Origin of the sequence: Paraburkholderia sediminicola (assembly GCF_902859805.1) — a bacterium.
Taxonomy (GTDB): domain Bacteria; phylum Pseudomonadota; class Gammaproteobacteria; order Burkholderiales; family Burkholderiaceae; genus Paraburkholderia; species Paraburkholderia sediminicola.
Genome location: NZ_CADIKC010000004.1, coordinates 553,040 through 580,013, shown reverse-complemented (window position 1 = coordinate 580,013; position 26,974 = coordinate 553,040). Strand labels below are relative to the sequence as shown.

Genomic DNA, 26,974 nt, shown 5'->3' with positions numbered 1-26,974 from the left:
TGCGCGGCGCCCGCCATGTCCGTCTGTTGCCGCTCAGAGGACGCGCGAAACGCCAATGCAATCGGACGCGCCACGATTCATGCGCGCAGTCAGACAATTCGGTCGAGCGGGCGGCTGAAAAATTCGGTATCCAAACTTTTCCGCTGACCGCAAGGCCGGTTTACGCATGTGGCTTAAGCGGCACCCAACCTGTCTCATGAATCACGCGTTCAAGGATCGTTTTCGCGGTGTCGTTGCCGGCGTCGATCGCAAGCGCTTCATTGGCGTGCTGGCGCGCGCAGCTCCACGACTGCTGCGAGGCACACAGTTGTGCGGCTTGTAACGCGGCGTCGCGGCGCGCGGTGAGCGGCTTCAATTCAGTTTGCAGGCTTTCCGCGTCGCTATTGCCCGGTTGGAGCGTTTGCGCCGCGGAAAGCGCCGCTTGGGCCGCGGAGAGATCGTTGGCGCGGAAGGCCAGACGTGCTGCCTGCAGCGCTTGCGCGGCATCGCGGAACTGCGGCGCCGCTGGTTTTACAGGCGCTGCGGGCAACGGCGGCGCGATGGGCGTGGCCAGGATTGCCGGTGCAGGTTTGGCCGTATTTGCGGCATTGGCGGGATTGGCGGTATTGCCAGGAACAGCGGGCTTAACCGCGGCGGACTGATTCGTCGGCTGAGCCGGTGTGTACGGCGCAATCGTGCCGGTCGCCGTTCTGGCGTCCTGAGGATTGTCCGCTGTCTGCTCGGTATTGCCGTTCTGCGATTCGTGGTTGTCGCTAAATAGTGTAAAGGCGACATACGCTAGTCCGATTGCGCCAATCGCCACGATTGCGAGCAGCACCCGGCGCACTGGGAACGCGATGCGGCCTGCAGAATGCGGTAGATCGGCGAGCGGCGGGATCGGCGTATCCGGAGACGCGAGCACCGGTGTTTGCATCGGGGGCTCGACAGGGGCTTCTCCGCCAGTTACCGCAGCCGGCTCGGCGAGACCGGTTTCAAGCGGCTGTGTCGGATCGAAGCCGTTTTTCTGCGCTGTCTTGCTGACGGCACTGGCGCGGCTGCCGGGAATCACGACACGCTTGTGCGGGCCGCCGTCAAGCGGATGCACGGCGCCGCAATACGGGCAATAGTCGACTTGCCGGTACAGCGCACCGCCACAGCGTTTGCAGGGCGTCGGGAAACTATGGCCGAGTATTGTCTGGGTGGACATACTGTGGACCCACCTGTGGAAAACAGTGCCGTTACGGCATGCTCCAGATCGTGTTGAGGCAGGAGTAATGTCCGCGGAAACCACGATCCACATGCGCTGGAGAACCCTGGGACGCAAGTCCTCGCTTGCGGTGCCGCTAAATGCAATATGTGGCGTTTCGGTGAGAACGTCAATCGACGTTCTCACCTACTTTATGTGCGCTGGAGCACATCCGTAGGTACGACGAAACACTGCATATGTCGGCAAAACGAACAGACTGATGGTTTTTTTCACACCATTTGCGCAGTTACGGTGCAGAGGTGTTGGCAACGATGGCGCGTTGGCGGTATTGGCAGAACGAAATGGCGACGATGAAAGCACAACGAGGTCGAAGCGCTCGGCGTTCGACCTCGTCATCAAGCACTTGCAGAAAACGCCCGTTGGAAACGCGTTGGGGAACGATAGGGAATCAGTGCTTGCGCAGCGGATGATCCTTCAGAAGCCACGCGAGCGCAAAGGCCAGTACGACAACGCAGGCTGCCGAGAGATATACCGTGTGCAACGCACCAGCAAACGCCTGCAGATAGTCGTTGCGCAACGCCTCAGGCAACTGGTGGATGGCTGCCGGTCCGAGCGCGTGCGGCAATTCGGTGTCGGCCGGAATCAGTTTTTCCAGACGAGCGGCAAGGCCGTTCGAAAACACCGCGCCAAAAGCGGCCACGCCGATCGAGCCGCCGATAGAACGGAACAGCGTCGCGCCCGAAGTGGCGACACCCATGTGCTTGAATTCGACCGTGTTCTGCACGGCGAGAATCAGCACCTGCATCACCATGCCGAGACCGAAGCCAAGAATGCCCATGTCGATATACATCACACGAATGGGCGTGTCGATCTGCAGGCGTGCGAGCAGCACCATCGCGACGGCCACGAGAAACGTGCCGGCAATCGGAAACATGCGGTACTTGCCGATCTTGCTGATAACGCGTCCGGTCACCATCGACATGACGAACAGACCGCCCATCATCGGCAGCATCTGCATGCCGGCTTCCGTGGGCGTCGAGCCTTTGACCACTTGCAGATAGAGCGGCAGGAACGTGACTGAGCCAAACAGCGATACGCCGATGATGAAGCCGATCAGGCTGCTCAGCAAAAACGTGCGCTGTTTGAAGAGTTCGAGCGGCATGATCGGTTCGACGGCAGTGCGCTCTTCATGGATGAAACCCCAGATCGCCACCAGCCCCATCCCCAGCGTGAACCACAGTTGTGGCGACGACCACGGCAGGATCGTGCCGCCCTGGCTCGTGAACAGGATGATGCAGGTGAGCGCGCCGGCGAGAAACGCGGCGCCCATGTAGTCGATGGTGTGCTTCACGTGCCGCACGTGCGGTTTGAAGACCGCGCCGATTACAGCCAGCGAGATGAGGCCGAGCGGCAGGTTGATGTAGAAAATCCAGCGCCATGACAGGTGCTCGACGAGAAAGCCGCCGAGCAGGGGCCCGACCACCGTCGCGAGACCGAACACGCCGCCGAAAACGCCCTGGAAGCGGCCGCGCTCAGTGGGCGGAATCACGTCCGCGATGGCAGCCATCGTCACGACCAGCAGACCGCCGCCACCGAGTCCCTGCAGCGCACGCAGCACGATCAGCTGGGTCATGTTCTGGGCGACGCCGCACAGCGCGGAGCCGACGAGGAACACGATGATCGCTGTCTGCAGCACGATCTTGCGGCCGAACAGATCGCCGAATTTGCCGTACAACGGCACGACGATAGTCGAACTGAGCAGGTAGGCGGTCACCACCCACGAAAGGTTGTTGAGCCCACCGAGTTCGCCGACGATGGTCGGCAGCGCGGTCGAGACGATCGTCTGATCGAGCGCGGCGAGCAGCATGACCAGCAGCAGCGCCGGAAACAGCAGCCGGATCGGCGGGTGGTCATTCGCCTGGGGGCCGGACTGCACATCGGGCTGTGCATCTGGCAGCGTTAGCCCGGTGGATTGAGTCGTTGTCGATTGGTCCATGGCGGCACAGTGTTGAAATTAATTAATTCGGAGATTAATATATGCGACATTGTGTCACTCGTCAAATTGAATGCAATGGCAAGGATTACGTCAGATGACCGGGAAGGGAAACGCCAACCGCGCAACACGGCCGCTGTGAAGGCGGCGCGAAAGCTTTCGAAACCCGCTTCAGCCGTCGCGGGCGATCCGGCGAATGTTTCAATTGCCGCGCCGCCGTCTGCGCCCACTCGGCGACCGGGCAGACCTTCTGGCGCGGCGCGTGGCCCTGAGCAGCGCAGCCGCCTGCTGGACGCCGCGCTCGCCCTGTTCGCGCGGCAGGGCATCGTCGACACCACGCTCGGGGAGATTGCCCGTGAGGCAGGTTTTACGCCGGCGATGATGCATTACTACTTCAAGACGCGCGATCAACTGCTCGACGTGTTGATCGATGAGCGTTTCGCACCGCTGCGCGCGGGGATCGGCGTACCGTTTCAGGAAAATCCCGACGATCCGGTGGCGGCCATCACGCAACTCGCGCAGCGTTTGGTGAAGACGGCGAGCGACAATCCGTGGTTTCCGTCGCTATGGGTGCGCGAAGTGATCAGCGACGGCGGCCTGCTGCGCCAGCGCATGCATGAACGGTTCGGCGACGCGAGTCAGAAGGCGTCGCTGTTGGCGATCGCGCGCTGGCAAAAGGAAGGGCGCCTGAATGCGGGACTGGAGCCTTCGCTCGTGTTCGTCACGCTGCTGGGTATGACGATTCTGCCGCTGGCCACCTCGAAGCTGTGGCGTAACGATCCCGCGCGGCGCAACATCGGCAGCGAAGAGATCGCCCGGCATGCGGTGGCGTTGCTGGTGCAGGGCGTCGGTCCAGGCAAAGCGGACTGACACACTGCCCGACTCATACGGAATTGCTTTTCTGCCGCCACGCCTCATACGCAGCCCTGGTTTTTTCGTCCGGCGGATAAGTGCCGGGCAGGGCGGCGCCCTCACGAATACGCTCGGTGAGAAACACTTCGAGTTGTTCCTGCTCGCTGGCGGCTTGCGCAACTTCGGCTGCCATTTTGAACGGAATGACCACCACGCCGTCGGCATCGCCCACGATCACGTCGCCGGGAAACACCGCTACACCGCCGCAGCCGATCGGCACATTGATATCCACCGCGTGATGCCGGATCAGATTCGGCGGCGCGCTTGCGCCGGCACAAAACACCGGCATGCCGAGCGCGGCGATCGTCGTGCTGTCGCGCACCGGACCGTCGGACACCATGCCCGCTACGCCGCGCACCTGCAACCGCAGCGAGAGGATCGAACCGAACGAGGCGCTGCCGCGTTCACCGCGGCAATCCTGCACGAGTACGTGACCGGCTGGAATGGTCTCGACACATTTGCGTTGTGCGTACTCGGGGTCTGCAAAGAGTTCGAGCACGTCGATGTCTTCGCGCGAGGGAATATTGCGCAGCGTGAAGGCCGGCCCAACCAGATTCGCGCCACTGTGCGCGGCGAGCGGCGCGACGCCCTGCATGAACGTATTGCGCAAGCCGCGCTTGAACAATTGGGTGGTCAGCGTGGCGGTACTGACATGGCGGAGTGCTTCGAGCGTGGCGGAGTCGAGATCGGACATGGTGTCGGGCGGCCTCAGGTTTTAGGGGCGGAGAGATGGCGCTCATATGACGTGCTGCGTCGCAACGGTTAAACGCAATGCGGTCGTTGCGATCTCGCGCACATGATCATAGCGCCGCCGAGGATCGTGCAGCAGGCTCGCACAACCATGCTGACGTAACGACGAATCTGATGAGTCCGGCGAAGCCGGCGAGGCACGCAACGTGCTACCTGAGGAGTGGATCTGAACGCCGAGCGGGAGAAATAACAACGTCGGCGTCGCAATAGAACACGGATGTCAGGGCAGCCGCTTAGGCGGGCAAGGCGATGGACATGGGTTTGCACCAGCCGCCGCGGCGAATCGGGTGTCGGCATCGGTCAGCCAGGGTAGTGGAGCCGAGGGCCGGTTTTTCATCGGCGTGCAATTTTGGCGCGTTACTGTGCGCACGCGTTGCGCCCAGGCCATGTTTTACAATCGCGGGCCTGCATGCAACTCGACGCATGAAATCGAGTCGGAGCCATGAACAGCAATATCGCAGCCGCGCAAATCGGCGGCAAACAGCAGGGTAATACGTTGGCCGAGTCTGATGGCCTAACCGGTTTTTTTGAGCAACAACAGAACATGAATGGAGTATTGAGGCTCGATCAGGCCACGATCGTGCTCGTCGAAGACGACCCGGATAGCCGGGAATCGCTGGCCTTGTTACTCAAGGCGGAAGGGGCGCATGTTGTCGCTGTGGCGGATGCGGAAGAGGGCGTCGAAGCGGCAATGCGGTTATTGCCTGACGCCGTGGTCTGCGACCTCGAATTGCCGGGCATGGATGGCTTTTATCTGATCCAGCGGCTGCGCGATCACGAGATTCGCGGTGACCACGCGCCTTCGGTGGCCGTGGCGCTCACGGGCCATACCGACGACGCTTACCGCTTACGCAGCATCGGCGAAGGCTTCCAGCATTTCATGACCAAGCCGGCATTGCCGGAAGACCTCGTGACACTGTTGCACGACGCGATCGACGCTCGCGCGGCAGGCTGAGGAAGCGGCCTCGCGGCCGGAGGCGGTTTCTTGCCGCCGGATCTTCGGCCGCAAGCTTTCGTCTGGCGAAACGATCTGCAATCAGATTGCAAACCTGATTGCAGGCGCCGCTGTTATTTGGCGGCGGCGACCGGTGCAGCAGCGCTGGCGCTGGCGGCTTCCGCTGCCTGACAGGCTGAACACAATCCCTTCAATTCGATTTCATCGCTCGCCAGGCGGTAACCCGCGTCTTCGATTTGCGCGACGAGCGCCTGGCGCAGCTTCGGCTGATGCAATTCGGTGACGTTGCCGCATTGCTGGCAAACCACCAGAATGCCGTGCTGGCATTGAGTCAGGTCGTGGCAGACGGTGAACGCATTGATCGATTCGATCCGATGCACGAGCCCTGCCGAGAGCAGAAAGTCCAGCGCCCGGTAAACCGTAGGCGGCGCCGAGCCCGGATGGATCTGGCGCATGTCGTCGAGCAGCGAATACGCTTTGGTGGCGCGCCCGGAATTCAACAGCAATTCGAGCACTTTGCGGCGGATCGGCGTGAGTTTTTCGCCGCGTTCGCGGCAATATTCTTCCGCGAGTGTCAGTGCGGCTTCCTGCGATTCACCGTGGCCACTGTGCATGTGCCCCGGCTCATGATGATGAGCGGAGGCGGCAGGCGTGGTTTTGTCGGTAGTCGCGGCGGGCTTGGCGGTCTTCATGCGTGGATTATAAAGGCCATCGTGTTCGGCTGTGCCGGTGTGCGGCGTACCTGCCGGCCGTGGCTGGACACCGCGCCGCGGCGCGACGTGGCCCGTAAAGGCGCCTGTAAAACCGCCTAATCGCCGCCGGATCGTTCAAGTCAGCGGGAAATCGATGTATTTCTTGAATCCCGGGCGTGTCGCAAGCCGCGAATACCAGCGCTCCAGATTCGGCAACGGCGGGCGTTCGACACCGTCCAGCCCGAACCAGCGTTTCGCGTACGCGCCGATCACGATATCGGCGAGCGTGAACTTTTCGCCCTCGAGGAAGAAACGGCCTTGCAGATGGTTATCTAGCAGGCGCCACAGCAGCGTGACCGCGCCGAAGTCGGTGGCGAGCTTGTCGGCGTTGCGTTCGGCGGCGGGTGTGCGCACGAGGGCCCAGAACACGGGCCTTTCCGCGGGTTGCAGCGTGGTGAGCGACCAGTCGAGCCAGCGGTCGATGCTGGCGCGCAGTTTCGGTTCGGACGGGTACAGGAGGCTCGATTCCCCGTATTGCAGCACCAGATAGCGCAGGATCGAGTTCGATTCCCACAGCACGAAGCCGTCGTCGACCAGCGTCGGAATTTTGCCGGTCGGGTTCATCGCCAGGTAGTCGGGCTCGTTGTTACGGCCGAATTGCAGGCCTGCGTCGATGCGTTCGTACGGCAGCACCAGTTCGTCGCAACACCACAAAACTTTTTGTACGTTGACCGAGTTGGCGCGTCCCCAGATCGTGATCATCCGGTAAATCCTTTCTTTATATTGACGGGTGGCAAGCCGCGCGCGGCGCGCGGCGTTCAGCCAGTAACGATACACGATGCGCATGGGTTTGCGCGCCGCCAGCCTGCAATCTTCTGCGTGAAATGTTGCCCGGAGCGTGGACAAAGCGCTTTAAGCACAGAGAGCCGATTGCCACCCGATGTGCCATGCCGGCAACGTGCGGGCGTTGCGTACAATGAGCGCACCCGAATACGACGAGGCATCGCATGGCCCGCATTGTCCCCGACGACTGGAAGAGCCTCGCCGCCACCGGCGCGGCGGCACGCGAACGCGAAACCCTCGCCCTGCTGGAAGAAGCGCTTCCTGATGGCTACACCGTCTATCACGGCGTGCATTGGACCCGCCTGAACCAGAACTTTTCGGTGTTCGGCGAGGCCGACTTCGTGATCGTCAGCCCGGCCGGGCGCGTGATGATCGTCGAACAGAAAACCGGCTTCCTGCGCGAAACGCCCAAGGGGCTCGTCAAGGTCTATCTTCAGACAGAACGCAATGTGGCGATCGCGCTTGCGCATACCGTCGAAACGCTGCATCGGCGCTTCACTGCGGCGTTCGGCGCGGGTACGTATTTCATCGAAGAACTGTTGTATTGCCCGGACCACATCGTCAAGGATGCGGCGATTGCCGGCGTGAATCCCGCACGGATCGTCGACGCGACGCGTAAGGACCGGCTTGCCGCGATCATTCGCGAAGCCTTGCCGGCGGACGAAGCACGCCTTGCCTGCGCACCGAAAATCCATCACTTTCTCGCCGACGAACTTTCGCTGACGCCTGACGCCAGCGCACTGGTCGGCCAGGCCGGCACGCTTGTCACGCGTCTGGCCGGAGGGCTCGCGACCTGGGCGCGACGGCTCGAGTTTTCCCCGTTCCGGCTGCGCGTGATCGGCACGGCCGGCTCCGGCAAGACTCAATTGGCGGTGCAGGTGATGAAGGACGCAGCGGCGCGTGGCCAGCGCCCTTTGTACGTGTGTTTCAACCGGCCGCTCGCGGATCACATTGCGCGGGTCGCGCCGCCTGAGGCCAAGGTGGCGAACTATCACCAGCTATGCGACTGGATCGCGCGCGACGCGGGCCGCGAGCCGGATTTTCAGTCCGGCGACGTCTTCAGGCAGCTTGAAACGACTTTCGCCGAAACGCCGATCGACGCGCGCTGGCAATTCGACGTGCTGATCGTCGACGAAGGACAGGATTTCCAGCAGCCGTGGGTGGCCGCACTCGAGCGTCTGTTGCGGCCGGGCGCCGCGTGGTGGTGGCTCGAAGATCCGCTGCAGAATCTGTATATGCGCGAGCCGGTCGAGTTACACGGCTGGACCACGCTGAAAGAGACGACTAACTACCGCAGTCCGCGCGACATTCTCGATTATGTGCGCGACGTGGTTGGCGCTTCGGTGCCGGTCGCGGCAGGTCTCGCCTCGGGCAGTCCGTTCGACGGCTCCGATATTTCGCTTTCCGTCTACGACGAAGCGAACGCCGCCGAAGGCAGCATCGAGGCAACCAAGCGGGCGATCACGCAGGCATTGTCGCTCGGCTTTCGCAAACAGGATATTGCGGTGCTCTCGTTTCGCGGCCGTGAAGGCTCGGCGATGACCGCGCAGGATCATCTCGGACCGCATCGGTTGCGCAGTTTCACGGGCAAGTACGATCTGTTCGGCAACCCGGAGTATCGCGAAGGAGACGTGCTGTTCGAGTCGATCTATCGCTTCAAGGGACAGTCGGCGCCGTGCGTGATTCTCACGGAGGTCGACTTCGAACTATTCGACGAGCGGATTGCGCGCAAGCTGTTCGTCGGCGCCACGCGTGCGACGCTGAAACTGATCATCGTCGCCTCGCAGCGGGCCGCGCGGCATCTGCATCTGCGTGATGGTAGAGAGGGTAAAGAGCTCAGAGAAACCAAAGAACTCAGAGAGGCGAAGGAAGCCTAGCCGCCGCTCACGTCCACGCGCGCGCACCCACCAGCATCCCGGTTTGCGTAAGCGCGTCCCACCAGATCACGCGCAGTAACGGCGCCTGCTGCGCGATCAGCAGCGCCTGCACCGGATCGCTTTCGACAAAGTGCGTGACGCCGCCGCGCAATGCCGCCGCAGCCTTGTGAGCGGCGGTGCCGGCGGCACTTTCGTCGTGGGTGCCGGGCGTGCGCATCACCAGTTGCATATGACCGAAGCCGTGCCGCGCGAGCCACGCTTCCGTGCGCGCGCGATCCAGTTCCGGCCGCCCGGTGATGATCGTGCGCACGCGTTGCAGATCGATGCCCGGCAGCACCTCGAACGGTAGCAGCGCGTCGCGTTCGGCGAGCGCCGCGGCCAGATCCTCGTCGTAGCGGGCGAGCGGTACGTCGGGTAGCAGGATGCCGTCGAGGTCGATCGCGTAGGTGGCGTATTCGTGATCGTCGGCCATGGCGGGCGCGGTGCCCGCTTCGACACGTTCCCAGTCCTCGCGATAACGCTCGGTGTAGGCCTGGCGCTCCCAGGGAAACAGTGCGAAGTAGCCGCGGGCGTCGATCGCATAGTCGGGTTGCGTGCGGCTCAGGTCGTCGACCGCGGCGGTCAGTGTTCTGACGTCGAGGCCATGATGCTGCAGGAACGCGATGCAATCGGTCAGTGTAAAGCCGCGCCCCGCGATGTCTTCGCACAGCAGCACTTTCGAGCCGGCGGGCGGAATCGGCAGCGTCGAATCCCAGGCGACCGTGCGTGACTGGCGGTCGTATCGAAGGAAGGCGACGGGCGTGCCGGCCGCATGCGAAACCATCAGCGCAAGCGGCGCGCCGCCACGCAGAATGCCGATCGCCATGGTGAAACGCTCCGCCAGCAACGCAGGTTGCAGCGACTCGATCCAGTGATCGAGTTGTTCGTACGTCAGGGGCAAAACCGGCTTGTTCATGACTCTCAGGGCGTCGCGGTGCGCGCGTAGGGCAGGTGTCCTGTAGACGGAGAGCGACGCGCGGCGCGGTGCTGCGGCAGGCCCCCGTTTTTGAGACGAAGAATTTTGGCGATATTATGCATGCGGTTCAAAGATCGCGCGTCGGGGTGACGCGTGTTGCCGGACGGGGCGTGTCGCAAAGACCGCTGCGGCCGCGGGAAAAGCGCAAGAGCAAGGGCGACCACGAGGGTGTTGCAGGTTCGCTGACCGGTTAAGCCGGCAGCGCCGCCGTCCGCAAAATAACAAACGATGGAATGACCAGACAGATGACCAAGGTGAGCATAGCGGTGAATGGCAGGAAAGGCGCGATCAGGTGCGTAGGGTGGGGGCTGGGTCTGATCCTTGGACTCGCCGCGTGGAGCATGCAGGCACACGCAGAGTCGTTGCCCTTATCGCTCGACGTGAAGGGCAAGATCAGCAAGACCAACGATGCGGCGCACCAGCTGTATCACTTCACCGAGGCACAACTGCTCGCGCTGCCGGCTCATTCGATTACGACCGCGACCACCTGGACGCCACGTTCCACCTTCACAGGACCGCTGCTCGCGGATATCCTGAAGACAGTCGGCGCATCCGGCAGCGCGGTCGAGATCCATACGCTCGACGACTACACATACACCATTCCGGTGTCGGACTGCGATCGCTACGGCGTGGTCGTTGCGTACAGCATGAACGGCCAGCGCCTGAAGATCAGCGACTTCGGGCCGCTGTTTCTTATCTATCCGCGCGACGCGTTTCCCGATGAACTCATGGGCGCGGCGGGCGATTCTAAATTCGTATGGCAGATCAAGGCACTCATCGTCAAATAACACGCCGCCCCTGGCGTCGTGTCCTCTATGTGTTGATCTGGCTGACCGCGCTTGCGGCGCCGGCCGGCGCGATCGGCTATCTGTTGTACGCGAACCTGCTGAATCCACGCGCCACCGAACCGCTGACCGGTCAATATGATGGTTTTTACTGGGACGCCGCGCAACTGCAGATCGCCTACGCGCGTTTCGAGAACCAGTTGCTGCTATATCAATCCGGCGTCGACGACGACTATCAGCGGCTCGTGCTGCGCTATCAGCTGCTGCAATCGAAGCTGCACGTGATGGCCGGTTCGACACGCAGACTGACTACTCAGCTTGCGCTGCTGCAACGGCAACAGGAGGAAATCCAGTCGCTCGATCATTTGCTGGACGGGATTCAGCCTGAGGTCGACGCGTTGCCGAAGGACCGCAGCGGCGCCGACAGGATTGTGGTGGAGTTGCGCCAGCACTGGAACGAGGTCAACGACCTCGCGTTGAGCCGCCGTTTCGCCGACGTGGCTGACCGTGAGGCGATGAACCGCGATTTCATCGATAAGCGCCGCATGCTGTTCGCGGGCGGCCTGTTGCTGCTGTTGTTGTCGGCGGCCGCGACCACGCTGCTGGTACTCAACGGCCGGCGCCGCACGCGTCTGATGCATCAGCAGCACGCGGCGCTCGACGCAGAGCATCAGGCGAGCCGCGCGGCGCGCGAGGCGAGTCTCGCGAAGGACGCGTTTCTCGGCATGATCAGCCACGAACTGCGCACGCCCTTGCATGCGATCGTGTCGTCGATCGAATTGCTGGGCTTCAACTATCACTCCGAGGCCGATCGAAAGGTCATTCAGCGGCTCGAAACCGCAGGGCGGCATCTGGAAGCGCAGATGAAAGACCTGACCGACTACGCCCGCCTCGGCGCCGGCAAGCTCGAGTTGCGTCACGAGCATTTCGAGCCGCGCGAGTTGCTGGCGTCGATCGTCGACGAACACGCGATGTCGGCCGCCGCGCGTGGCCTCAAGCTGGAAAGCGAGGCGAGCGGCATGAGCGGCCTCGTCGACTCCGATCCGCACCGCATCCGCCAGATCGTCAACAACCTGGTCACCAACGCGATCCGTTACACCGAAACCGGCACGGTGCGCGTGCAATTGAGGCAGCGGCCGGCGGTGCTGATTTTCGTCGTCAGCGATACGGGGCCGGGCGTGCCGCAGGCGCAGATTCCGCTGATTTTCCAGGAGTTCACGCAACTGGACGCGTCGCGCGCGCGCCGCTTCGAGGGCGCGGGGATGGGACTCGCGATCGTGCAGGGGCTGGTCAAGCTGTTCGGCGGCACCGTCGAGGTGGCGAGCACGGTGGGCGAAGGCACGACCTTTACGGTGACGATCCCGGTCACGCCGGTTGCGGCAGCCGCGCCGCCCGGCGTGGCGGCGCAGGCCGAATCAGGCGGTGCGCGCCCGTGCGTGCTGATCGTCGACGACAACCGGCTGATTCGCGAGTCGCTCAGCGAAATGATCGCGCACATGGATTTCGACGCGCACGCCGTCTCCAATGCCGACGATGCACTTGCGTGGCTCGACGCGCGTCGCTGTGACGTGGTATTGCTCGATCTGCATATGCCGGATCGCGACGGTTATACGTTCCTTGCGGATTTCGCGGCGCGTGGAGGACCGTCGTCGGGTGTTCCGGTGATCGTGGTGAGCGCGTATGCGCCGGAGGCGGATAGCGTAGGTAGTGCGGGTGGGGCAAGTGGGGCAAGTGGTGCGGCGGGGGAAGCGGAAGAGGCCGGCTTGCAGCCGTTCTTTGAAGCGTTATTAAAGCCAGTACATTACGAGGAGCTGCGCAGCGCGTTGCAGCGAGCCCTGGCTTCGCGGCATACGGTGTGACGTGACGCCTTGAAGAAACGCAGTTGGAGGAGGGCTCAACCTGAGCACACACCTTCAGCCGCTTACCGGCGCATGCAACCTTAAGGCCGGTTGAGGCGCTTGGACAGATCGGCGACCAGGATCGCCATACGCGCGGGCTTTTCATAACACGCGACGTCGTAATTGCGGATGACCTGGCTTATCTCTGATTCGCTGGCCTTGCCGGTCAGCAGTTCGCCGGTCAGGACGAAAATCGGCGCGTCCGGATTTTCCGACGCCCGCACGGCGCGGATCGCTGCCGCCGAGGTCTGCGAACCGAACAACCAGTCGATCACAACGCCGTCGAAGATCTGCGTTTGCAGTTGTTCGGTGAACGCCGCGAGACCGTAGATCGCCACCGCTGCGAAACCGCTGCGCTCGAGATAGTCGCGCAGGTTGTCGGCGGAGGCCTGATCGTCGTCCACCACGGCGATGGTCGGCTTGTCGGTTTCGGCGCGGCGCGGATAGATCTCGATCTTGTGGACTTCGTACGCGCTTTGGTAGAGCGTGCCGTCGTGGCGCGCCACGCGCCATTGGCCGAGCTTCGAGTACGCGACAAATTCAGGGCGGCTGCCCGGTTCGAGCGCGGCGCCGACCCATGCTGTGCAGGCCAGCTCGATTGCGCCGACGCAGAACAGCGCCTCCTGGGCGATGGCGCCGACCATGCCCGGATCGAGCGACTGTGCGCCGAATAGCTGGGCGGCAGGTTCGCCGAACACCTCGGCAACCTTCTTGATCTGCGAGAGGGTCCAGGGGCTGTTGCCGCGCAGCTTGCGGTGTCCCTGCGAAAAACTCAGATCGAGGATGCGGCATAGCTCAGTGGTCTGCTGGCGTTTGCCGATCCCATGCCGGCTCATCAACTCGCGCACGCGCTCGGCGACGGCAATGGAGTCAGGTGAGTTTGTTTCGTTGGTCATACTGCGTGAGGATCTGCCTTCTTGAAGGGTGGCTGGGGGCATGCGATACGGCACGCGCAGCGCGGCCATGCACATTGGATGCGCATTGACGCGGCAACGCGGGGGACAGCAAATGTACCGTAAAAAGTCTCACGGCCTGTGTTTTGGTATGACCGCCGCCAAACCTGTCGGTACGAGGTGTGAGCAGACAAATTCGGCGATCTGTTTATGCCTTTTGCATCGAATGCATTTTACCGATTAAACCGGGAAGAATCTGTAAGTAATTCCGATTGGATTTTTCCCTATCTGCTGTTATGTCGGCGGCATGTTGGCCAGCTTGGCCGCCGAGTTTTTCAGACCCTTGAAAATCCGCTCGGCGACCTTGCCTGGAAAGCGCTCAGGCAATTCGGCCGAGACCCGCGCGATGACCTCCGGCGTCTGCTCGATCAGCCTCTGGATCAACGGCTCGGCGTTCGCACCGTATGAACACCGTAGCGCCATGGTGTTGAAGTGGCGCCGCTGCACGTCGCGGAAGGCGTCGTGTTTGCTGCGCGACCACATCCCCATGGCGAGCCTGGCCTTGAACCATGACCACTGGTTCGGGCCGCTGCCTTCCACCGGCCAGATCGACATCACGTCGTAAAGCGGCGTGAGACGGTACTGGCCACCCGCCAACAGGCGAATGCTGAAGTTCTTCGCGTGGCCGTCCGGCGCCGCCAGCATCCAGAACAGGATCTGGCTTGCCAGCAGCGTCTCGATGTCCTGTTGCGCCGACACCGATTGCTGGAGAATCCGCGCGAGATCCAGTACGCCCGGACCGCCTTCGTTTTCGTACTTGCGATGCGACGGCACGCCGTACACCTGGCAGAAGTCTTCCTGCGGCAGGCGCAGCAGCCATTGCCCGCTCGAATGCAGTTGCCGGTCGAAGCGTTCGACGCTCAGCACCCGCTGCTTGCCGAACGTCATGATCTCGGCGTTGGCTACCGGCAGGCCATAGGCGCGCAGAATCCGCAGACACAGCCATTCGTTTTCGACCGAGGTGCTGAGGTCGGCGAGCTTGTTGCCGACCAACCCGAGCGGGAGCTTGAAAATGTGCGTGGTGGGCGTGGCGCCATGCGGGCGCTGCCACTTGCCGTCGTGCCACAGCAGGGCGGTTTTCTCCTGTGCGCCGGCGAGCGAGATGCGGAAATCGTCCGCTTCGTCGGCCGCGCCAAGGGCGGGAGTGCTGACAGTGCGCGCCAGCATGGTCTCGATCTCGCTGTCTGAGAGCGGCGTGCCCTCGATGCGTTCGACGCCGGCCGGCGCGTCGTCTTCGGCCAGCAACTGGACGGCGCCCACGCAATCGCGGCCGATGGCTTGCAGCAGATCGAAGGCATCGAGCGTATCGGTCTGGTAGCGCTGGGCGATGCGCTTTCTGATCGCCTCGCTGTCGGGGAGCAGGTTGTCGAAATAGTTGAGCACCCGTGGCCCTTTGTTCGCCGCGTTGCTCGGCGCGAACGGCAGCGAGAGCGAAAGCGGCCGGCCCGCGGGCGAGGCGACCCATGCAGGGTCGTAAGCGAACTCCATGGGGCCGCGGGTGGGCAGGTGCCAGACGCCGACGCGCTCGCCGTTGGCCCACACCGAAAGCGCCCGCGAATGCGTTTGGCGGCCCATGCTTACCACTCGACCAAAGGCGCCGGTTCAGGCGCCGGCTGGTTTTTGTCGCGTACCTGCAATTGCAGACCGTAGGCGCCGCACAGCGCCAGCAATTGTGCGAGGGTGAGGGCGGTGGCATCGGTTTCCAGTGCCGAGATGCGGCTCTGGCTGACGCCGATGCGCGCGGCGGCGTCGGTCTGCGTGAGGCCGGCCTGGCGCCGACCGGCAGCGAGCAGCTGGGCCATCTGGTCCGTCGTGGCGACAAGGTGGATCATGGCAAATTATCCGTGAGACGAATAAACGCACTTTATGCGTCTTGCAGATATTTGTCAAATATTCGTGAGACGCATATTCGGCAAATATCTGTCTGGCGAATAAACGGCAAATATCTGCACGACGAATAAATTCTATCTGCGTGTATCCCAGCTGGGCCGGCCGTGTAGCATGCTGTGAAAATATTCTCTGCCGACTCCGCGCGACTCATGAACCGACCGACACTGCGCCACACCGACGTGCCGTACCACACGCAATGGGGCAGCCCCGAATGGGTACGCCACATCGTCGAACAGGAGGGCGACCCATGCGACGATCCACACTGGCAGCAGAGCGGTTTTGCCGACCCGGAACGTTACCGTTTCTGGGCAAAACGCCTGTGCGGTCTGACCTGCCTCGAATCCGCGCTCGACTACTGGCGCATCGAACACGTGCCGCGCGCTGCCTTGCTGGATGAAGCGTTGCGCCACGGCGTGTACCGGCTGCGCGACGACGGCGGCGTCGATGGTTTGATCTACCGGCCGTTCGCCGACTGGCTTGGCGAGGCATTCGGTATTCAGGTCGAGGTGCTGCCGCAGGCGCCGCTCGAAGAGATTGCCGTGCGCATCGACGGCGACACGCTGGCGATCGTTTCCGTGAGCCCCGAGATCCGTTATCCCGAGCGGCCGAATCAGCACCAGGGCGGGCATCTGATCCTGCTGCATGGGCGCGATCGCGATGGCGTATGGTTTCATAACCCGTCGGGCATTGCGCCTCACCAGGCGGATGTCTATTTGCCGTTCGCAACGATGGCGCGTTTCTATGCAGGGCGTGGCATGACGCTCACTCGCATCGCGCGCTAGACACGGCCGCCGGCAAGCCGCACGGCGAACGCGATGATCGGGCCCGTTTTCTGCTGAAGAGCTTGACACCGACTTTTGCGATACCGGAGCCCGCCATGAAGCGAACCTATGCCGTGCTTGCCGCCGGCCTCGTAGCGTTCAGCGCCGTCACCGCAGCGCATGCGGCCACCCAGGATGACCAGTCCAGGGCCTGCCGCGGCGACGCGATGCATTTTTGCGCCGCCGACATTCCGAACAGGGAAAAAATCACCGCCTGCATGAAGCAGCACCTCGACGAACTCAGTCCGCCGTGCCGCGCGATGTTCAAGGGCGGCAAGAAAGACGACGCTAAAGCCGACGCCGCCTCGCAATAACCTTAGTGGCGGCGCGCCGCTGCTTTTCAGCGAATCACGCTAATTACTGCGCTACAGATGTAGAGGCAACCGCGTTCCCGCGATCAGGCCCCACGGTGCGCCGGGCGTCGTAGAATCGCTTGTTCCCGATTCCCGGAGTAGCCGCGTGTCTGACCAGCCACACCCGCAGTCACGCCCGCCACGTTTCCGTCTGCCGCGCCGTGCCCGCACGCCCTGGCAGGCGCCGCGCGCGCGCACGCTGTTCACGCGTCCCGCAGCCTCGCCGCAGCGCGTGCTGCTGCAGCGTATCTATCTCGTGCTCGGCTTGTGCGTGCTCGCTTTCGCCGTTCTCTATCTCGACCGCGACGGTCTGCGCGACGCCAACCGCAAGGTGATCGGCATCGTCGACCTGATGTACTTCACGATGGTCACCGTCGCCACCGTTGGTTATGGCGATATCGTGCCGGTCACCGCCCGCGCGCGGCTCATCGACGCCTTCTTTATCGTGCCGATCCGTATCGTCATCTGGTTCGTGTTTCTGGGCACCGCTTATCAGTTCGTCATTCAACGCGTCATCGAGGAATTCCGCATGAAACGCCTGCAAAAACAACTGCACGATCACGTCGTGGTGTGCGGCTACGGCTTGAGCGGTTCGGTCGCGGTGCGCGAGCTGTTGGAAAGCGGCTTCGCCGCGGAGTCGATCGTCGTCATCGATTCGCAGCAGAACGCGCTCGAAGCAGCCACGGCGTTGGGCGTGGCGGGCCTGCTCGGCGATCCGTCGCGTGAGGATCTGTTGCAGCAGGCACAAGTGCGCATTGCCAAAGCGGTGATCATCGCTGTCAGCGACGATGCCGTTGCGATCCTGCTCACGCTGACCGTGCGCAGCGTCGCGCCGGACACCAAGATCGTCGTGCGGATCCAGGAGCAAACCTACCAGCGCCAGTTGCGCCAGGCCGGCGCGGACGTCATCGTTTCGTCGACCAGGATCGGTGGCCTGCTGCTCGCCGACGCGGTGGACAGCAACTACATCGTGCCGTTCGTCAACGACCTGCTGTCCGCGCGCGGCCGGGCCAATCTGATCGAGCGTCCGGCGACGGCGCAGGAAGTCGGCCGCTGGAGCAATGCGTTGCCGGGCGCCGTGGTGGTCGGCCTGGTCCGCGCAGGGCGCATGCTGTCGTTCTACGACGACGAGCCGTGCCCGATCGAAGCAGACGACCTGCTCATGGTGATCCAGTCGTCGCGTCCGCCGCGAGCGAACGCCTCGCGCTAGCCCACACTGCAACGCGCACGACCGGGTGCGCTGAATCGAACGCATCAACTCGTCTGAACAGGAAAACCCCGCTTATGACCCGCCCGACTACGCAGATTTTCGACGCCGCCGCCACCGCGCAGCTGATCCCGTACGCGACGCTCGTCGACGCATTGAGGCGTGCGAGCATCGACTACGCGCAGCAACGCATTGTGAGTCCCGAACGGCTCGTCGTGCCGCTCAACGAGGGCGGCATCATGCTATCGATGCCGGCGACCGCGCCAGATCTCGCGATCCACAAGCTGGTCAACGTGTGCGCGAGCAATCGCGCGCGCGGCATCCCGACGATCCACGGCCAGGTGATGGCCTTCGACGCCGATACCGGCGAGACGCTCTTCATCCTCGATGGCCCGACAGTGACAGGGCGCCGCACAGCGGCGATGTCGATGCTCGGCGTACACACTTTCGCGTCGGCAAAGCCGCGCGAATTCCTGCTGATTGGCACCGGCACGCAGGCGGTGAACCATCTGGAAGCGATCGGTGAGCTGTTTCCCGACGCCCGCGTGTGGGTGAAGGGCAGTGCGCCAGCGCGAGCCGAAGCGTTTTGCGCCGCGCATGGTGCACAGGGTGCGCAGGGTGGCAGCGCACGCCAACTGCAACCGCTGGCCGACCCCAACGCGGCCATTCCCGATTCGGTCGACGTGGTGATCGCGCTGACCACCAGCAAGCAGGCCGTCTACGACGAAGCCGCGCGCGCGAACCGGCTCGTGATCGGCGTCGGCGCGTTCACGCCCGCCATGGTCGAGATCGGTGCGCGCACAATCGCAGGCAGCGCGCTGTTCGTCGACGACGAAGCCGGCGCCAGGCATGAAGCCGGCGATTTCATCCAGGCCGGTGTCGATTGGGCGCGGGTCGGTGGAATTGCCACCGTGGTGGGCAACGCTGCATTGTTGCCGTCGAAACAACCGATTGTTTTTAAAAGTGTCGGCTGCGCGGCGTGGGATCTGGCGGCCTGCCGCGTGGCGCGCGAAGCCTTGTCCGGCGGCTGATCGCGGACTGTTCGCCGCGCCCGGTGCGTTGCGGTTCGGAGGTCCTGATTGGCATCTTGCGCCAACCTGCGGCACATGTTGCCGTGCAAACAATCTCAAAACGTTGCACCATAGGCGTTTGCCAGAAAAAAGCGCCGGTCCGCCGGCGTTTTTTTGCCCTTTGTCTGTTGACCTGACGCCTACCACGACGCTGCGACCGCGCTATGACGACCCAACACGCTTCAGCTACCCCCGACCTGCCGCTCGACATGATCATCTTCGGCGGCACCGGCGATCTGTCGTTCCGCAAGCTGCTGCCCGCGCTTTACATGGCGCATCTGCACTGCAATTTGCCGCCGGATACCCGCATTCTCACGATTGGCCGCAAGCCGTGGTCGCGTGAGGAGTACATCAGCGAATTCATGGAAACGAAGGCGAAGCCCTTCATCGAAAAGAAGGCGTTCGATGCCGCCGCCTGGGACAAATTCCTGGCGCTGTTCGAGTACGTGCGCATGGACGTCGATTCGGTCGAGGACTACCAGCGTCTGAAGGAAGTGTCGCGCGAAGGCGTGCGGCGCGTGTTCTATCTCGCGACCTCACCTGATCTGTTCACAAATATCTGCGAAAACCTTTCGGCTGCGGGATTGGTCGACGAGAATTCGCGGGTGGTGCTCGAGAAACCGCTGGGCCACGATCTGGCATCCGCGCAGGAGATCAACACGGCGGTCGGCAAGCATTTCAGCGAAGCGCAGATCTATCGGATCGACCATTACCTCGGCAAGGAAACCGTGCAGAACCTGATGGTGCTGCGCTTTGGCAACGCGATTTTCGGCCCGCTGTGGCAGGCGCCGTATATCAAGCGCGTGCAGATCACCGTGGCCGAAGAGGTCGGGGTAGGCAGCCGCGCGGGCTTTTACGATAAAACCGGCGCGCTGCGCGACATGGTGCAGAACCACTTGCTGCAGCTGCTGTGCATCGTCGCCATGGAGCCGCCGGTATCGCTCGATCCGGATGCGGTACGCGACGAGAAGCTCAAGGTGCTGCGCTCGCTGCGTCCCATGACGCCCGAGGATATCGCGCGCGATACCGTGCGCGGCCAATACACGGCCGGCGCGGTAAACGGCGAGCCGGTGAAGGGCTACCTCGAGGAAGACAACGTGCCGGCAAACAGCCGCGCCGAGACTTTCGTCGCGTTGCGCGCGCATATCAACAACTGGCGCTGGGCCAACGTGCCGTTTTACCTGCGCACCGGCAAGCGTCTGCAGAAGAAGGTATCGGAAATCGTTATCGAGTTTTCCGAACTGCCGTTCTCGATCATTCCGAGCGGCGGGCGCAATTACGGCAACCGTCTCGTGATCCAGTTGCAGCCGGAAGAGTCGATCCAGTTGCAGATGCTTGCGAAGGAACCGGGCAGCGGCATGCATATGCTGCCGGTGAATCTGAACCTCGACTTGCAGCAGGCCTTCACCGAGCGTCGCGCGGAAGCGTACGAGCGTTTGTTGATCGACGTGATTCGCGGACGCCTCACGCACTTCATGCGCCGCGACGAACTGGAAGCCGCATGGGCGTGGGCCGAGCCGATTCTGGACGGCTGGGCCAAGTCGGGCGACAAGCCGCGTGGTTATACGGCTGGCACGTTTGGGCCGGCTGCGTCGACGGCGCTGATGGCGCGTGAAAACGCCGTGTGGGCGGAAGAGTCGCAGTAAGCAGAGCAGGCAGTCAGGCGTCGGCGGTACGTCGACGCTTCGAAGCGTTTGTCTCGCACCAGAAAAAGCGGCCCGTTTTTACGGGCCGCTTTTTTCATTACGCGTTGTGGTTCTGATTTACGGCAGCGAAATCGTCAACGTGGCCGATTGCGGACCGAGTTTGACCACCTGCGAATACGGTGCAAGTGTGCGCAACGTCTGATCTTTCAGGTAGGTGTTCAGGCCGAGATAGGCGAGCAGTCCAACCAGCGCGAACACCGCGCCGATCGACCACAACGGCACCTCGCGCTTGAGCCGGTGCGCGACCTGATCCGGCAGCGGCCAATGCGGTGCGAACGGTGCGCGCTTGCCCTTCATATGCGCGATTTCGTCGCCGATGCGCGCGGTCAGATAGGCGAGCTTCTCCGGTCCTTCGAGCAGATACTTGCCCTGGAAGCCGAGCAGCAGGCACATGTGGAACACTTCGAGCGACTGCAAACGCGCGGCGCCCTGCGCACGGCATTCCTCGAGATACTGGAAGAACTTCTCGCCTGCCAGTTGCTCGCCAAACAGCACCAGTTGCAACGGCCGGCGCTCCCATTCCGTGCGAATCTTGAAGGTCGACGACAACACCGATTCGTCGATCGCGGCGCAGAACGCAAACTTGGACGCGTAGACATCTTCCGCCGACGCATTGAGCTTTTTCGCGCCGCGCTCGAAGTCGCCGAGAAACTGCTGGATGCGCTGGCTGAATTCGTGCGCTTCGCCGGGCTCGCGGCCGTTCTTCAACAGAAACAGCATGAAGAAACCGTCGTACAGCAGATCGAGCAGCGAGCGGACCTGATAGCTCGGCTCGGTCATGGGGGCGGGCGTCGCGGCAGGCGTGCTGCCGCCAAACAGGGAAGGCGCGTAGCTCATGATGTGACGGCGATCAGTTCGAGTTGAAGATCGTTGATGCCCGACGGCGCGTAGATCATTGCCGATTGGGCCTGCAACATGCGGTCATACAATGCGCCGCGCGATTCGCAAGAGAAGTAGCATGCGCCCGGCCGCACCGGAATGGCGGGCGGGACTTGCGGGGTGTAGACGAGGCGCACGCCCGGCATGGCCGAGAGCACCAGCTTGTCGACGTCGTCCGGCGCGCCGACCTTGAAGCGGGCGGGTACGGCTTCGACGAGTTCGGCGGTCGGCATGTCCGCGGACACCGCGATGTAGAACATCGTTTTGTCGTCGATCTTGCCCGAGTCGAGGCGGCCCGCATGGAACGACGGGCGTACTTCTTCGAGTGCGATCGCGAAGTAACGCGTGGAGATCACCGTTTCGAGCAGATCGCGCAGGATCGTGTCGAGCCGCGCGAAGCCGGGGCCCGGATCGTCGTGCCGGTAAGCCGGCAGATCGGACAGCGCATAGCCCTTTGAAAATGTCATCAACTGGCCGGCCAGACGCAGCAATTCCTGGAACAGACGTTCAGGATGCAGCGCCGAATGCTGATACAGATGCGCGAGCGAGGCAAACGCGGCGCTCGCGGTGTGCAGCAGCCAGAACGACGCGATGTCGCCCGAGCGGAACTCGATGATGTTCTTGGTCGGCTCGCGGTGAAAGCCATACAGCGCGTTGACCTTGGCCTGCAGCGCGTCGATCAGTTGACGCAGCCGTTGATGCAGGACCGGCGACGCGTCGATCGCGAGGCAGGGCGGCACGAACGTGTCGTCGATTTCAAAACCCGAGGTGGCGGTGCGGCGCACACGCACGAGCGGTACCGACAGCAGCTGGTCGCGCGGCTCGCTATGCGCAATGAATTTGACGCTGGTCTTCAGGAAGGTGATGTCGGCTTCAGCGGCGTCGGTGAAATGATCGGCCACCGGTGTTTGCTCGCTGACGTAACGCGCTACGAAACCCGCATTGCTGTCTTGTGAATAGTTCGCGCCGGCTTCGCGCAACGGATGCAGTGCGAGATAAAAGGTAAATTCGTTGATGCCGTCTGGCAGCGTGTCGAGCGCGATGGGAGGTGGCAGGCCGTCGGCTTGCGGCGCGGAGTAGAGCGCGCCATCCGGAAACACCAGCGAGAGTTCGCTCACGCGCAGCACGTTGCTGCCGAGTGCGTCGCGGTCGAAGCGCGCCGAGCGCACGCCCCAGTTGTACGGCTGGATTGCCTGGATCGATTCGAACAGGCGTGCCTCGTGATAGGCGTCCTGACGCTGAAAATGCTGCGGCCTCAGAAACAGGCCTTCCCCCCAGAGCACTTTTGCTGAATAACTCATCTCAAACCTGTTATATGCGTTCAGCGTGTGACGCGTCCGGAGATAAACGATTCGAACGCCGCATTGTTAATTCTCTAAAAACTGTTAAATCGTATTTGCACGGCATCTTTAGCCACAGCTTACCGAAGAAAGCATATTCAACGGCTGGGCGGGCAATCCCTGTTCTGGCGGGATCACAGTGCCGTTGGTCACCGTCATTGCACAGTTATGCAGGCCGATCATTATGCCGGATTTCTCCGACTTCGCCGGGTCGAAGGCGAATTTCCAACGTTGCATGGCCGGATCGCGGAATAGAGCGACGATACCGAATGCCTGCGCTTCACGCGAGACTTTTTCGGTGACGACGTAACGTTGACCGGGGATCAGCGTCACTTCGCGCACGCCCAGCAGATCGCCGCCCAGTACGGTCTTTTCCTTGGCCGGATCGGTAAATGCGTCGAATGGCGCCTGCTGGAATGAAGTGGGGTCTTTCAGCACGTAAAGCCGCACGACCAGCGCCAATGGGCGATTGTCATTGGCGGAATTCAGATTTGGCGCGGCATATAACGTGAGGCCGACATTGCGAGGTGGCTTTTGCGCATCCGGTACGTCAGGCTTGCCGAGGCCGCTCGCCTGCAAAACCGCGTTGGCAGCGGCTCCCAGCGCCGGCACGGCGGCTGCGCAGCCGCCCAGCAGCGCGCACGCCGCGGCGATTGCAATCAATAGCGATGCATGGTGAACAAGACGCGAATTCATATACATCGACCGGCTCGGCGCCGTCCCCCGTCAAAACATCAATAACGAATTCAATCCGGCAAATTTGCAGCAACGCTATGCCGCGTAATGCCGCTTTATGCAAAGCGCATTGTTCTATGACACTCGCGTGTTGGTGGAGCGATATGCGGAAATTTTTTCCGTTCTCCACAATGCCGCTATTGCACCAGGAAACAATTTCTGCCTGCTTCGTTTAAATCATCCACATGCATTTTTTTTGTGCAATGCTTCTTCACACGAAAGTTGAATTATCGAAAATTGGCCTGTACTATACCCGCGCAGTTGAAGCAAAGCAAAAGTCCGGTTTCTCCTTGAATTAAAAAAATCGCACGTCGGTGAAAAACGATGAATGAGCGTCTGTTAGTAAAACTATCTGGGGTAGTGTTGGCATGCGGCGTGATTGCCGGTTGCGCGACACAGGGCAACAACACAGCGACCACACCGGAGGCTTTTAATAAGCAACTCGCGGACGCGGATACCGTCGCCAAGGGCGGTGATCAGGATCGCGCCATCTCGCTTTACCAGCAATTGTCTAAATCCGATCCGACCCGTGAAGAACCGTGGTCGCGCATTGCGCAGATCCAGTTCACGCAGGGTCATTACGGTCAGGCTATCGTCGCCGCACAGGAAGCGCTTCAGCGCGACCAGACGGATCGTCAGGCCAAGAGCGTGCTGGCAGTAGCCGGCCTGCGCGTGGCCACGCAGTCGCTCGGCGAACTGCGTCAGGATGCGTCGCTCGCGGGTGACGCGAAGTCGGACGCACAAGCGCTCGCCAAGCAACTGCGCGACACGCTCGGCGAAGCCACGTTGTTCCCGCCTGACCCGAACGATAAGCCGGCCGTGAAGAAGAAACGCATCATTCGCCACGTTGCCAAGGGTAAGGCCGGGGACACGCCGGATGCCACTACCAGCGCAGCGGCTCCGGCCGCTACGCCGGCGGCTCCCGCGGCGCCCGCCGCTCCGGCTGCGCCTGCAGCACCCGCCAAAGCCGCACAAAGCGGCGGCGCGTCCGACCCGTTCAGCGCACTGCGCTGAACCACACGCCTGACCTATCTGCATCCGGGAGCCGACGATGGCGAAGAAAGAAAGTATTCAGAAACGTTTGCAAAAAGTGCGGCCTCCGCGCGTTCAACTGACGTACGAAGTTGAGCGCGGCGATGCGATCGAGATAAAGGAGCTGCCGTTCGTCGTCGGTGTGGTTGCCGATCTGGCAGGGCAGTCCGAAGTCGATCAGCCGAAACTGCGCGATCGCAAGTTCGTCAACATCGACCGCGACAATTTTGACGACGTGATGAAAGCGATCGAACCGCGCGCGGCATTTCAGGTGGAAAACCGCCTGAGCGAGGCGGGCGGCAAATTTGCAGTCGACTTGCGTTTCAAGTCGATGGCCGATTTCAATCCGGATGAGGTGGTTGCGCAGATCGAGCCGCTGCGCCGTCTGCTCGATGCGCGTTCGAAGCTGGCCGACCTGCGCAACAAGCTGGCCGGCAACGACAAGCTCGAGGACCTGCTGAGCGAAGTGCTCAGCAACACGCAGCAGTTGCAGACGCTGGCGAAAGATCAGGGCAACGCAGCAGACCAGCACGCCGGCGCGCCGGATCACGATAAGCAGGGCGAATAAGTACGTACGGGGTGTGAGATGAACCAGCAAACGGCAGCAGCCCAACTCGCCAGCGCGCAGAGCGGCACGGAATCCACGCTGCTCGACGAAATCGTCGAGAAAAGCCGCGTGGCGAAGTCCGATTCCGAACACGCACGTGCGAAAGACCTGATCGGCGAGCTCGTCCACCAGGTGCTCGACGGCACGGTGGTCATGTCCGACAATCTGTCGGCCACCATCGACGCGCGCGTGGCGGAACTCGACCGCCTGATCTCCGCGCAACTGAGCGCGGTGATGCATGCGCCGCAATTCCAGCGCATGGAAAGCACGTGGCGCGGCCTTGACTATCTGTGCAAGGAAAGCAATACCGGCTCGACGGTCAAGATCAAGGCGCTGCACGCGCCGAAGCGCGACCTCGTGCGCGACTTCAAGAACGCCATCGAATTCGACCAGAGCGCACTCTTCAAGAAGGTGTACGAAGAAGAGTTCGGCACGTTCGGCGGCGCGCCGTTCGGCACGATTATTGGCGACTTCGAAGTGACGCGTCAGCCGGAAGACGTGTACTTCATCGAACAGATGGCGCATGTTGCGGCCGCGGCGCACGCACCGTTCATCGCATCGGCCTCGCCTGAACTGATGGGGCTCGAAACGTTTGCCGATCTCGGCAAGCCGCGCGATCTCGGCAAAGTGTTCGATACCGTCGAGTACGCGAAGTGGAAGTCGTTCCGCGACTCCGAAGACTCGCGCTATGTCGGCTTGACCTTGCCGCGTTTCCTCGGCCGCCTGCCTTTCAATCCGAAAGACGGCGCCACGGCGGAAGGCTTCAACTTCGTCGAAGACGTGGACGGCACCGATCACAGCAAATACTTGTGGTGTAACGCAGCGTGGGCATTTGCCGCCCGCCTGACAGCCGCATTCGACGACTTCGGCTGGTGCGCGGCGATTCGCGGTGTGGAAGGCGGCGGTCTGGTTGAGGACCTGCCCACCCACACGTTCAAGACCGACGACGGTGAAGTCGCGCTGAAATGCCCGACCGAAATCGCGATTACCGATCGCCGCGAAAAGGAACTGAGCGACCTCGGTTTCATCCCGCTCGTGCACTGCAAGAATTCGGATTACGCCGCGTTCTTCGCCGCGCAATCGGTGCAGAAACCCAAGAAATACAGCACCGATAGCGCGAATGCGAACGCCGTGCTGTCCGCGCAGCTTCAGTACATCTTCTCGGTATCGCGCGTCGCGCATTACCTGAAGGCGATGATGCGCGACAAGATCGGCAGCTTCGCATCGGCGCAGAACGTCGAAGTATTCCTGAACCGTTGGATCTCGCAGTACGTGCTGCTGGACGACAACGCGACCCAGGAGCAGAAAGCGCAGTTCCCGCTGCGCGAGGCATCGATACAGGTCTCGGAGATTCCGGGCAAACCTGGTGCGTATCGTTCGGTCGCGTTCCTGCGTCCGCACTTTCAACTGGACGAGCTGTCGATCTCTTTGCGGCTTGTCGCTGACCTGCCGAAACCGGCAAATTCATAAACGAA

At 62.3% G+C, this 26,974-nt stretch carries 25 protein-coding genes; 13 read left to right on the top strand and 12 right to left on the bottom strand.

All coding sequences use genetic code 11. From position 1 onward, the window contains the following. Positions 1-160: 160 nt before the first annotated feature. Entirely contained in the window at positions 161-1,186 is a 1,026-nt protein-coding gene (locus R8871_RS18605; protein ID WP_175051748.1) for a hypothetical protein, read from the bottom strand. Between the two features lie 448 nt (positions 1,187-1,634). Then, complete coding sequence (locus R8871_RS18600) at positions 1,635-3,182, bottom strand: MDR family MFS transporter (protein ID WP_175051747.1); 1,548 nt, start codon at positions 3,180-3,182, stop codon at positions 1,635-1,637. Positions 3,183-3,257: 75 nt separating this feature from the next. On the opposite strand from R8871_RS18600, the gene R8871_RS18595 reads away from it, so the two are divergent. Further along, the gene (locus tag R8871_RS18595; RefSeq protein ID WP_175051746.1) at positions 3,258-4,049 is read left to right on the top strand and encodes a TetR/AcrR family transcriptional regulator; all 792 of its coding nucleotides are present in this window, start codon (positions 3,258-3,260) and stop codon (positions 4,047-4,049) included. Positions 4,050-4,062: 13 nt separating this feature from the next. On the opposite strand, the gene R8871_RS18590 is transcribed toward R8871_RS18595, so the two are convergent. After that, entirely contained in the window at positions 4,063-4,785 is a 723-nt protein-coding gene (locus R8871_RS18590) for a ribonuclease activity regulator RraA (RefSeq protein WP_175051745.1), read from the bottom strand. Positions 4,786-5,283: 498 nt separating this feature from the next. Between R8871_RS18590 and R8871_RS18585 the strand changes: the two genes are divergently transcribed. Continuing rightward, positions 5,284-5,796, top strand: coding sequence for a response regulator (locus R8871_RS18585; RefSeq protein WP_175051744.1), 513 nt, complete (start codon positions 5,284-5,286; stop codon positions 5,794-5,796). Positions 5,797-5,909: 113 nt separating this feature from the next. Here the strand turns inward: R8871_RS18585 and R8871_RS18580 are convergent, their stop codons facing one another. Beyond that, positions 5,910-6,488, bottom strand: coding sequence for a Fur family transcriptional regulator (locus tag R8871_RS18580; RefSeq protein ID WP_175051743.1), 579 nt, complete (start codon positions 6,486-6,488; stop codon positions 5,910-5,912). Positions 6,489-6,623: 135 nt separating this feature from the next. Next, positions 6,624-7,250 carry a glutathione S-transferase family protein gene (locus tag R8871_RS18575; RefSeq protein ID WP_175051817.1) on the bottom strand — a complete coding sequence of 209 codons (627 nt, stop codon included), beginning with the start codon at positions 7,248-7,250 and terminating at the stop codon, positions 6,624-6,626. A 245-nt stretch (positions 7,251-7,495) separates the two neighbouring features. Between R8871_RS18575 and R8871_RS18570 the strand changes: the two genes are divergently transcribed. Continuing rightward, entirely contained in the window at positions 7,496-9,208 is a 1,713-nt protein-coding gene (locus R8871_RS18570; RefSeq protein WP_175051742.1) for an ATP-binding domain-containing protein, read from the top strand. A 7-nt stretch (positions 9,209-9,215) separates the two neighbouring features. On the opposite strand, the gene R8871_RS18565 is transcribed toward R8871_RS18570, so the two are convergent. Further along, positions 9,216-10,163: a phosphoribosyltransferase gene (locus tag R8871_RS18565; RefSeq protein WP_175051741.1), complete on the bottom strand. Its 948-nt coding sequence runs from the start codon at positions 10,161-10,163 to the stop codon at positions 9,216-9,218. A 305-nt stretch (positions 10,164-10,468) separates the two neighbouring features. Between R8871_RS18565 and R8871_RS18560 the strand changes: the two genes are divergently transcribed. Both R8871_RS18560 and R8871_RS18555 read left to right on the top strand, forming a co-directional pair. Further along, complete coding sequence (locus R8871_RS18560; protein WP_175051816.1) at positions 10,469-11,011, top strand: molybdopterin-dependent oxidoreductase; 543 nt, start codon at positions 10,469-10,471, stop codon at positions 11,009-11,011. Further along, positions 10,981-12,867, top strand: a complete 1,887-nt coding sequence (locus R8871_RS18555; RefSeq protein WP_175051740.1) for an ATP-binding response regulator — start codon at positions 10,981-10,983, stop codon at positions 12,865-12,867. The genes R8871_RS18560 and R8871_RS18555 overlap by 31 nt, the downstream gene beginning before the upstream one ends. 80 nt (positions 12,868-12,947) lie before the next feature. Here the strand turns inward: R8871_RS18555 and R8871_RS18550 are convergent, their stop codons facing one another. From R8871_RS18550 to R8871_RS18540, 3 genes are all read right to left on the bottom strand, one after another. Further along, the gene (locus R8871_RS18550) at positions 12,948-13,802 is read right to left on the bottom strand and encodes a helix-turn-helix domain-containing protein (RefSeq protein WP_175051739.1); all 855 of its coding nucleotides are present in this window, start codon (positions 13,800-13,802) and stop codon (positions 12,948-12,950) included. A 291-nt stretch (positions 13,803-14,093) separates the two neighbouring features. Further along, the gene (locus R8871_RS18545) at positions 14,094-15,434 is read right to left on the bottom strand and encodes a type II toxin-antitoxin system HipA family toxin (protein WP_175051738.1); all 1,341 of its coding nucleotides are present in this window, start codon (positions 15,432-15,434) and stop codon (positions 14,094-14,096) included. A 2-nt stretch (positions 15,435-15,436) separates the two neighbouring features. Further along, positions 15,437-15,691, bottom strand: coding sequence for a helix-turn-helix transcriptional regulator (locus R8871_RS18540; RefSeq protein ID WP_175051737.1), 255 nt, complete (start codon positions 15,689-15,691; stop codon positions 15,437-15,439). A gap of 207 nt (positions 15,692-15,898) precedes the next feature. On the opposite strand from R8871_RS18540, the gene R8871_RS18535 reads away from it, so the two are divergent. The 5 genes from R8871_RS18535 to zwf all read left to right on the top strand — a co-directional run bounded on the left by R8871_RS18535 (position 15,899) and on the right by zwf (position 20,846). After that, entirely contained in the window at positions 15,899-16,531 is a 633-nt protein-coding gene (locus tag R8871_RS18535; protein ID WP_175051736.1) for a C39 family peptidase, read from the top strand. A gap of 95 nt (positions 16,532-16,626) precedes the next feature. Further along, positions 16,627-16,884, top strand: coding sequence for a hypothetical protein (locus R8871_RS18530; protein ID WP_175051735.1), 258 nt, complete (start codon positions 16,627-16,629; stop codon positions 16,882-16,884). A 145-nt stretch (positions 16,885-17,029) separates the two neighbouring features. Then, the gene (locus R8871_RS18525) at positions 17,030-18,133 is read left to right on the top strand and encodes a potassium channel family protein (protein WP_175051734.1); all 1,104 of its coding nucleotides are present in this window, start codon (positions 17,030-17,032) and stop codon (positions 18,131-18,133) included. A gap of 74 nt (positions 18,134-18,207) precedes the next feature. Beyond that, positions 18,208-19,161 carry a bifunctional Delta(1)-pyrroline-2-carboxylate/Delta(1)-piperideine-2-carboxylate reductase gene (lhpI, locus tag R8871_RS18520; protein WP_175051733.1) on the top strand — a complete coding sequence of 318 codons (954 nt, stop codon included), beginning with the start codon at positions 18,208-18,210 and terminating at the stop codon, positions 19,159-19,161. A gap of 203 nt (positions 19,162-19,364) precedes the next feature. Continuing rightward, positions 19,365-20,846: a glucose-6-phosphate dehydrogenase gene (gene zwf / locus R8871_RS18515; RefSeq protein WP_175051732.1), complete on the top strand. Its 1,482-nt coding sequence runs from the start codon at positions 19,365-19,367 to the stop codon at positions 20,844-20,846. A 117-nt stretch (positions 20,847-20,963) separates the two neighbouring features. Here zwf and icmH read toward each other — a convergent pair whose 3' ends face one another. From icmH to tssJ, 3 genes are all read right to left on the bottom strand, one after another. Further along, positions 20,964-21,743, bottom strand: coding sequence for a type IVB secretion system protein IcmH/DotU (icmH, locus tag R8871_RS18510; protein ID WP_054036477.1), 780 nt, complete (start codon positions 21,741-21,743; stop codon positions 20,964-20,966). Further along, complete coding sequence (gene tssK / locus R8871_RS18505) at positions 21,740-23,086, bottom strand: type VI secretion system baseplate subunit TssK (RefSeq protein WP_175051731.1); 1,347 nt, start codon at positions 23,084-23,086, stop codon at positions 21,740-21,742. The genes icmH and tssK overlap by 4 nt, the downstream gene beginning before the upstream one ends. A gap of 108 nt (positions 23,087-23,194) precedes the next feature. Then, on the bottom strand, positions 23,195-23,821 hold the full coding sequence (gene tssJ / locus R8871_RS18500; protein WP_175051815.1) for a type VI secretion system lipoprotein TssJ: 627 nt from the start codon (positions 23,819-23,821) through the stop codon (positions 23,195-23,197). 363 nt (positions 23,822-24,184) lie between these two features. Here tssJ and R8871_RS18495 point away from each other — a divergent pair, with 363 nt between their 5' ends. The 3 genes from R8871_RS18495 to tssC are packed head-to-tail and all read left to right on the top strand — an operon-like array spanning position 24,185 to position 26,969. Beyond that, on the top strand, positions 24,185-24,874 hold the full coding sequence (locus R8871_RS18495) for a tetratricopeptide repeat protein (protein WP_175051730.1): 690 nt from the start codon (positions 24,185-24,187) through the stop codon (positions 24,872-24,874). A gap of 37 nt (positions 24,875-24,911) precedes the next feature. Beyond that, positions 24,912-25,460, top strand: coding sequence for a type VI secretion system contractile sheath small subunit (gene tssB / locus R8871_RS18490; RefSeq protein WP_175051729.1), 549 nt, complete (start codon positions 24,912-24,914; stop codon positions 25,458-25,460). A gap of 18 nt (positions 25,461-25,478) precedes the next feature. Then, positions 25,479-26,969, top strand: a complete 1,491-nt coding sequence (tssC, locus tag R8871_RS18485) for a type VI secretion system contractile sheath large subunit (RefSeq protein WP_097396851.1) — start codon at positions 25,479-25,481, stop codon at positions 26,967-26,969. The last annotated feature ends 5 nt before the right edge of the window (positions 26,970-26,974 follow it).

Coding starts and splice junctions, on each gene's coding strand:
- R8871_RS18545 (WP_175051738.1), bottom strand. CDS start 15,434: ATGGGCCGCCAAACGCATTCGCGGGCGCTTTCGGTGTGGGCCAACGGC.
- zwf (WP_175051732.1), top strand. CDS start 19,365: ATGACGACCCAACACGCTTCAGCTACCCCCGACCTGCCGCTCGACATG.
- R8871_RS18550 (WP_175051739.1), bottom strand. CDS start 13,802: ATGACCAACGAAACAAACTCACCTGACTCCATTGCCGTCGCCGAGCGC.
- R8871_RS18605 (WP_175051748.1), bottom strand. CDS start 1,186: ATGTCCACCCAGACAATACTCGGCCATAGTTTCCCGACGCCCTGCAAA.
- icmH (WP_054036477.1), bottom strand. CDS start 21,743: ATGAGCTACGCGCCTTCCCTGTTTGGCGGCAGCACGCCTGCCGCGACG.
- R8871_RS18575 (WP_175051817.1), bottom strand. CDS start 7,250: ATGATCACGATCTGGGGACGCGCCAACTCGGTCAACGTACAAAAAGTT.
- lhpI (WP_175051733.1), top strand. CDS start 18,208: ATGACCCGCCCGACTACGCAGATTTTCGACGCCGCCGCCACCGCGCAG.
- tssB (WP_175051729.1), top strand. CDS start 24,912: ATGGCGAAGAAAGAAAGTATTCAGAAACGTTTGCAAAAAGTGCGGCCT.
- tssC (WP_097396851.1), top strand. CDS start 25,479: ATGAACCAGCAAACGGCAGCAGCCCAACTCGCCAGCGCGCAGAGCGGC.
- R8871_RS18560 (WP_175051816.1), top strand. CDS start 10,469: ATGACCAAGGTGAGCATAGCGGTGAATGGCAGGAAAGGCGCGATCAGG.
- tssK (WP_175051731.1), bottom strand. CDS start 23,086: ATGAGTTATTCAGCAAAAGTGCTCTGGGGGGAAGGCCTGTTTCTGAGG.
- tssJ (WP_175051815.1), bottom strand. CDS start 23,821: ATGAATTCGCGTCTTGTTCACCATGCATCGCTATTGATTGCAATCGCC.
- R8871_RS18530 (WP_175051735.1), top strand. CDS start 16,627: ATGAAGCGAACCTATGCCGTGCTTGCCGCCGGCCTCGTAGCGTTCAGC.
- R8871_RS18555 (WP_175051740.1), top strand. CDS start 10,981: ATGGCAGATCAAGGCACTCATCGTCAAATAACACGCCGCCCCTGGCGT.
- R8871_RS18580 (WP_175051743.1), bottom strand. CDS start 6,488: ATGAAGACCGCCAAGCCCGCCGCGACTACCGACAAAACCACGCCTGCC.
- R8871_RS18595 (WP_175051746.1), top strand. CDS start 3,258: ATGGCAAGGATTACGTCAGATGACCGGGAAGGGAAACGCCAACCGCGC.
- R8871_RS18565 (WP_175051741.1), bottom strand. CDS start 10,163: ATGAACAAGCCGGTTTTGCCCCTGACGTACGAACAACTCGATCACTGG.
- R8871_RS18540 (WP_175051737.1), bottom strand. CDS start 15,691: ATGATCCACCTTGTCGCCACGACGGACCAGATGGCCCAGCTGCTCGCT.
- R8871_RS18535 (WP_175051736.1), top strand. CDS start 15,899: ATGAACCGACCGACACTGCGCCACACCGACGTGCCGTACCACACGCAA.
- R8871_RS18495 (WP_175051730.1), top strand. CDS start 24,185: ATGAATGAGCGTCTGTTAGTAAAACTATCTGGGGTAGTGTTGGCATGC.
- R8871_RS18590 (WP_175051745.1), bottom strand. CDS start 4,785: ATGTCCGATCTCGACTCCGCCACGCTCGAAGCACTCCGCCATGTCAGT.
- R8871_RS18570 (WP_175051742.1), top strand. CDS start 7,496: ATGGCCCGCATTGTCCCCGACGACTGGAAGAGCCTCGCCGCCACCGGC.
- R8871_RS18600 (WP_175051747.1), bottom strand. CDS start 3,182: ATGGACCAATCGACAACGACTCAATCCACCGGGCTAACGCTGCCAGAT.
- R8871_RS18585 (WP_175051744.1), top strand. CDS start 5,284: ATGAACAGCAATATCGCAGCCGCGCAAATCGGCGGCAAACAGCAGGGT.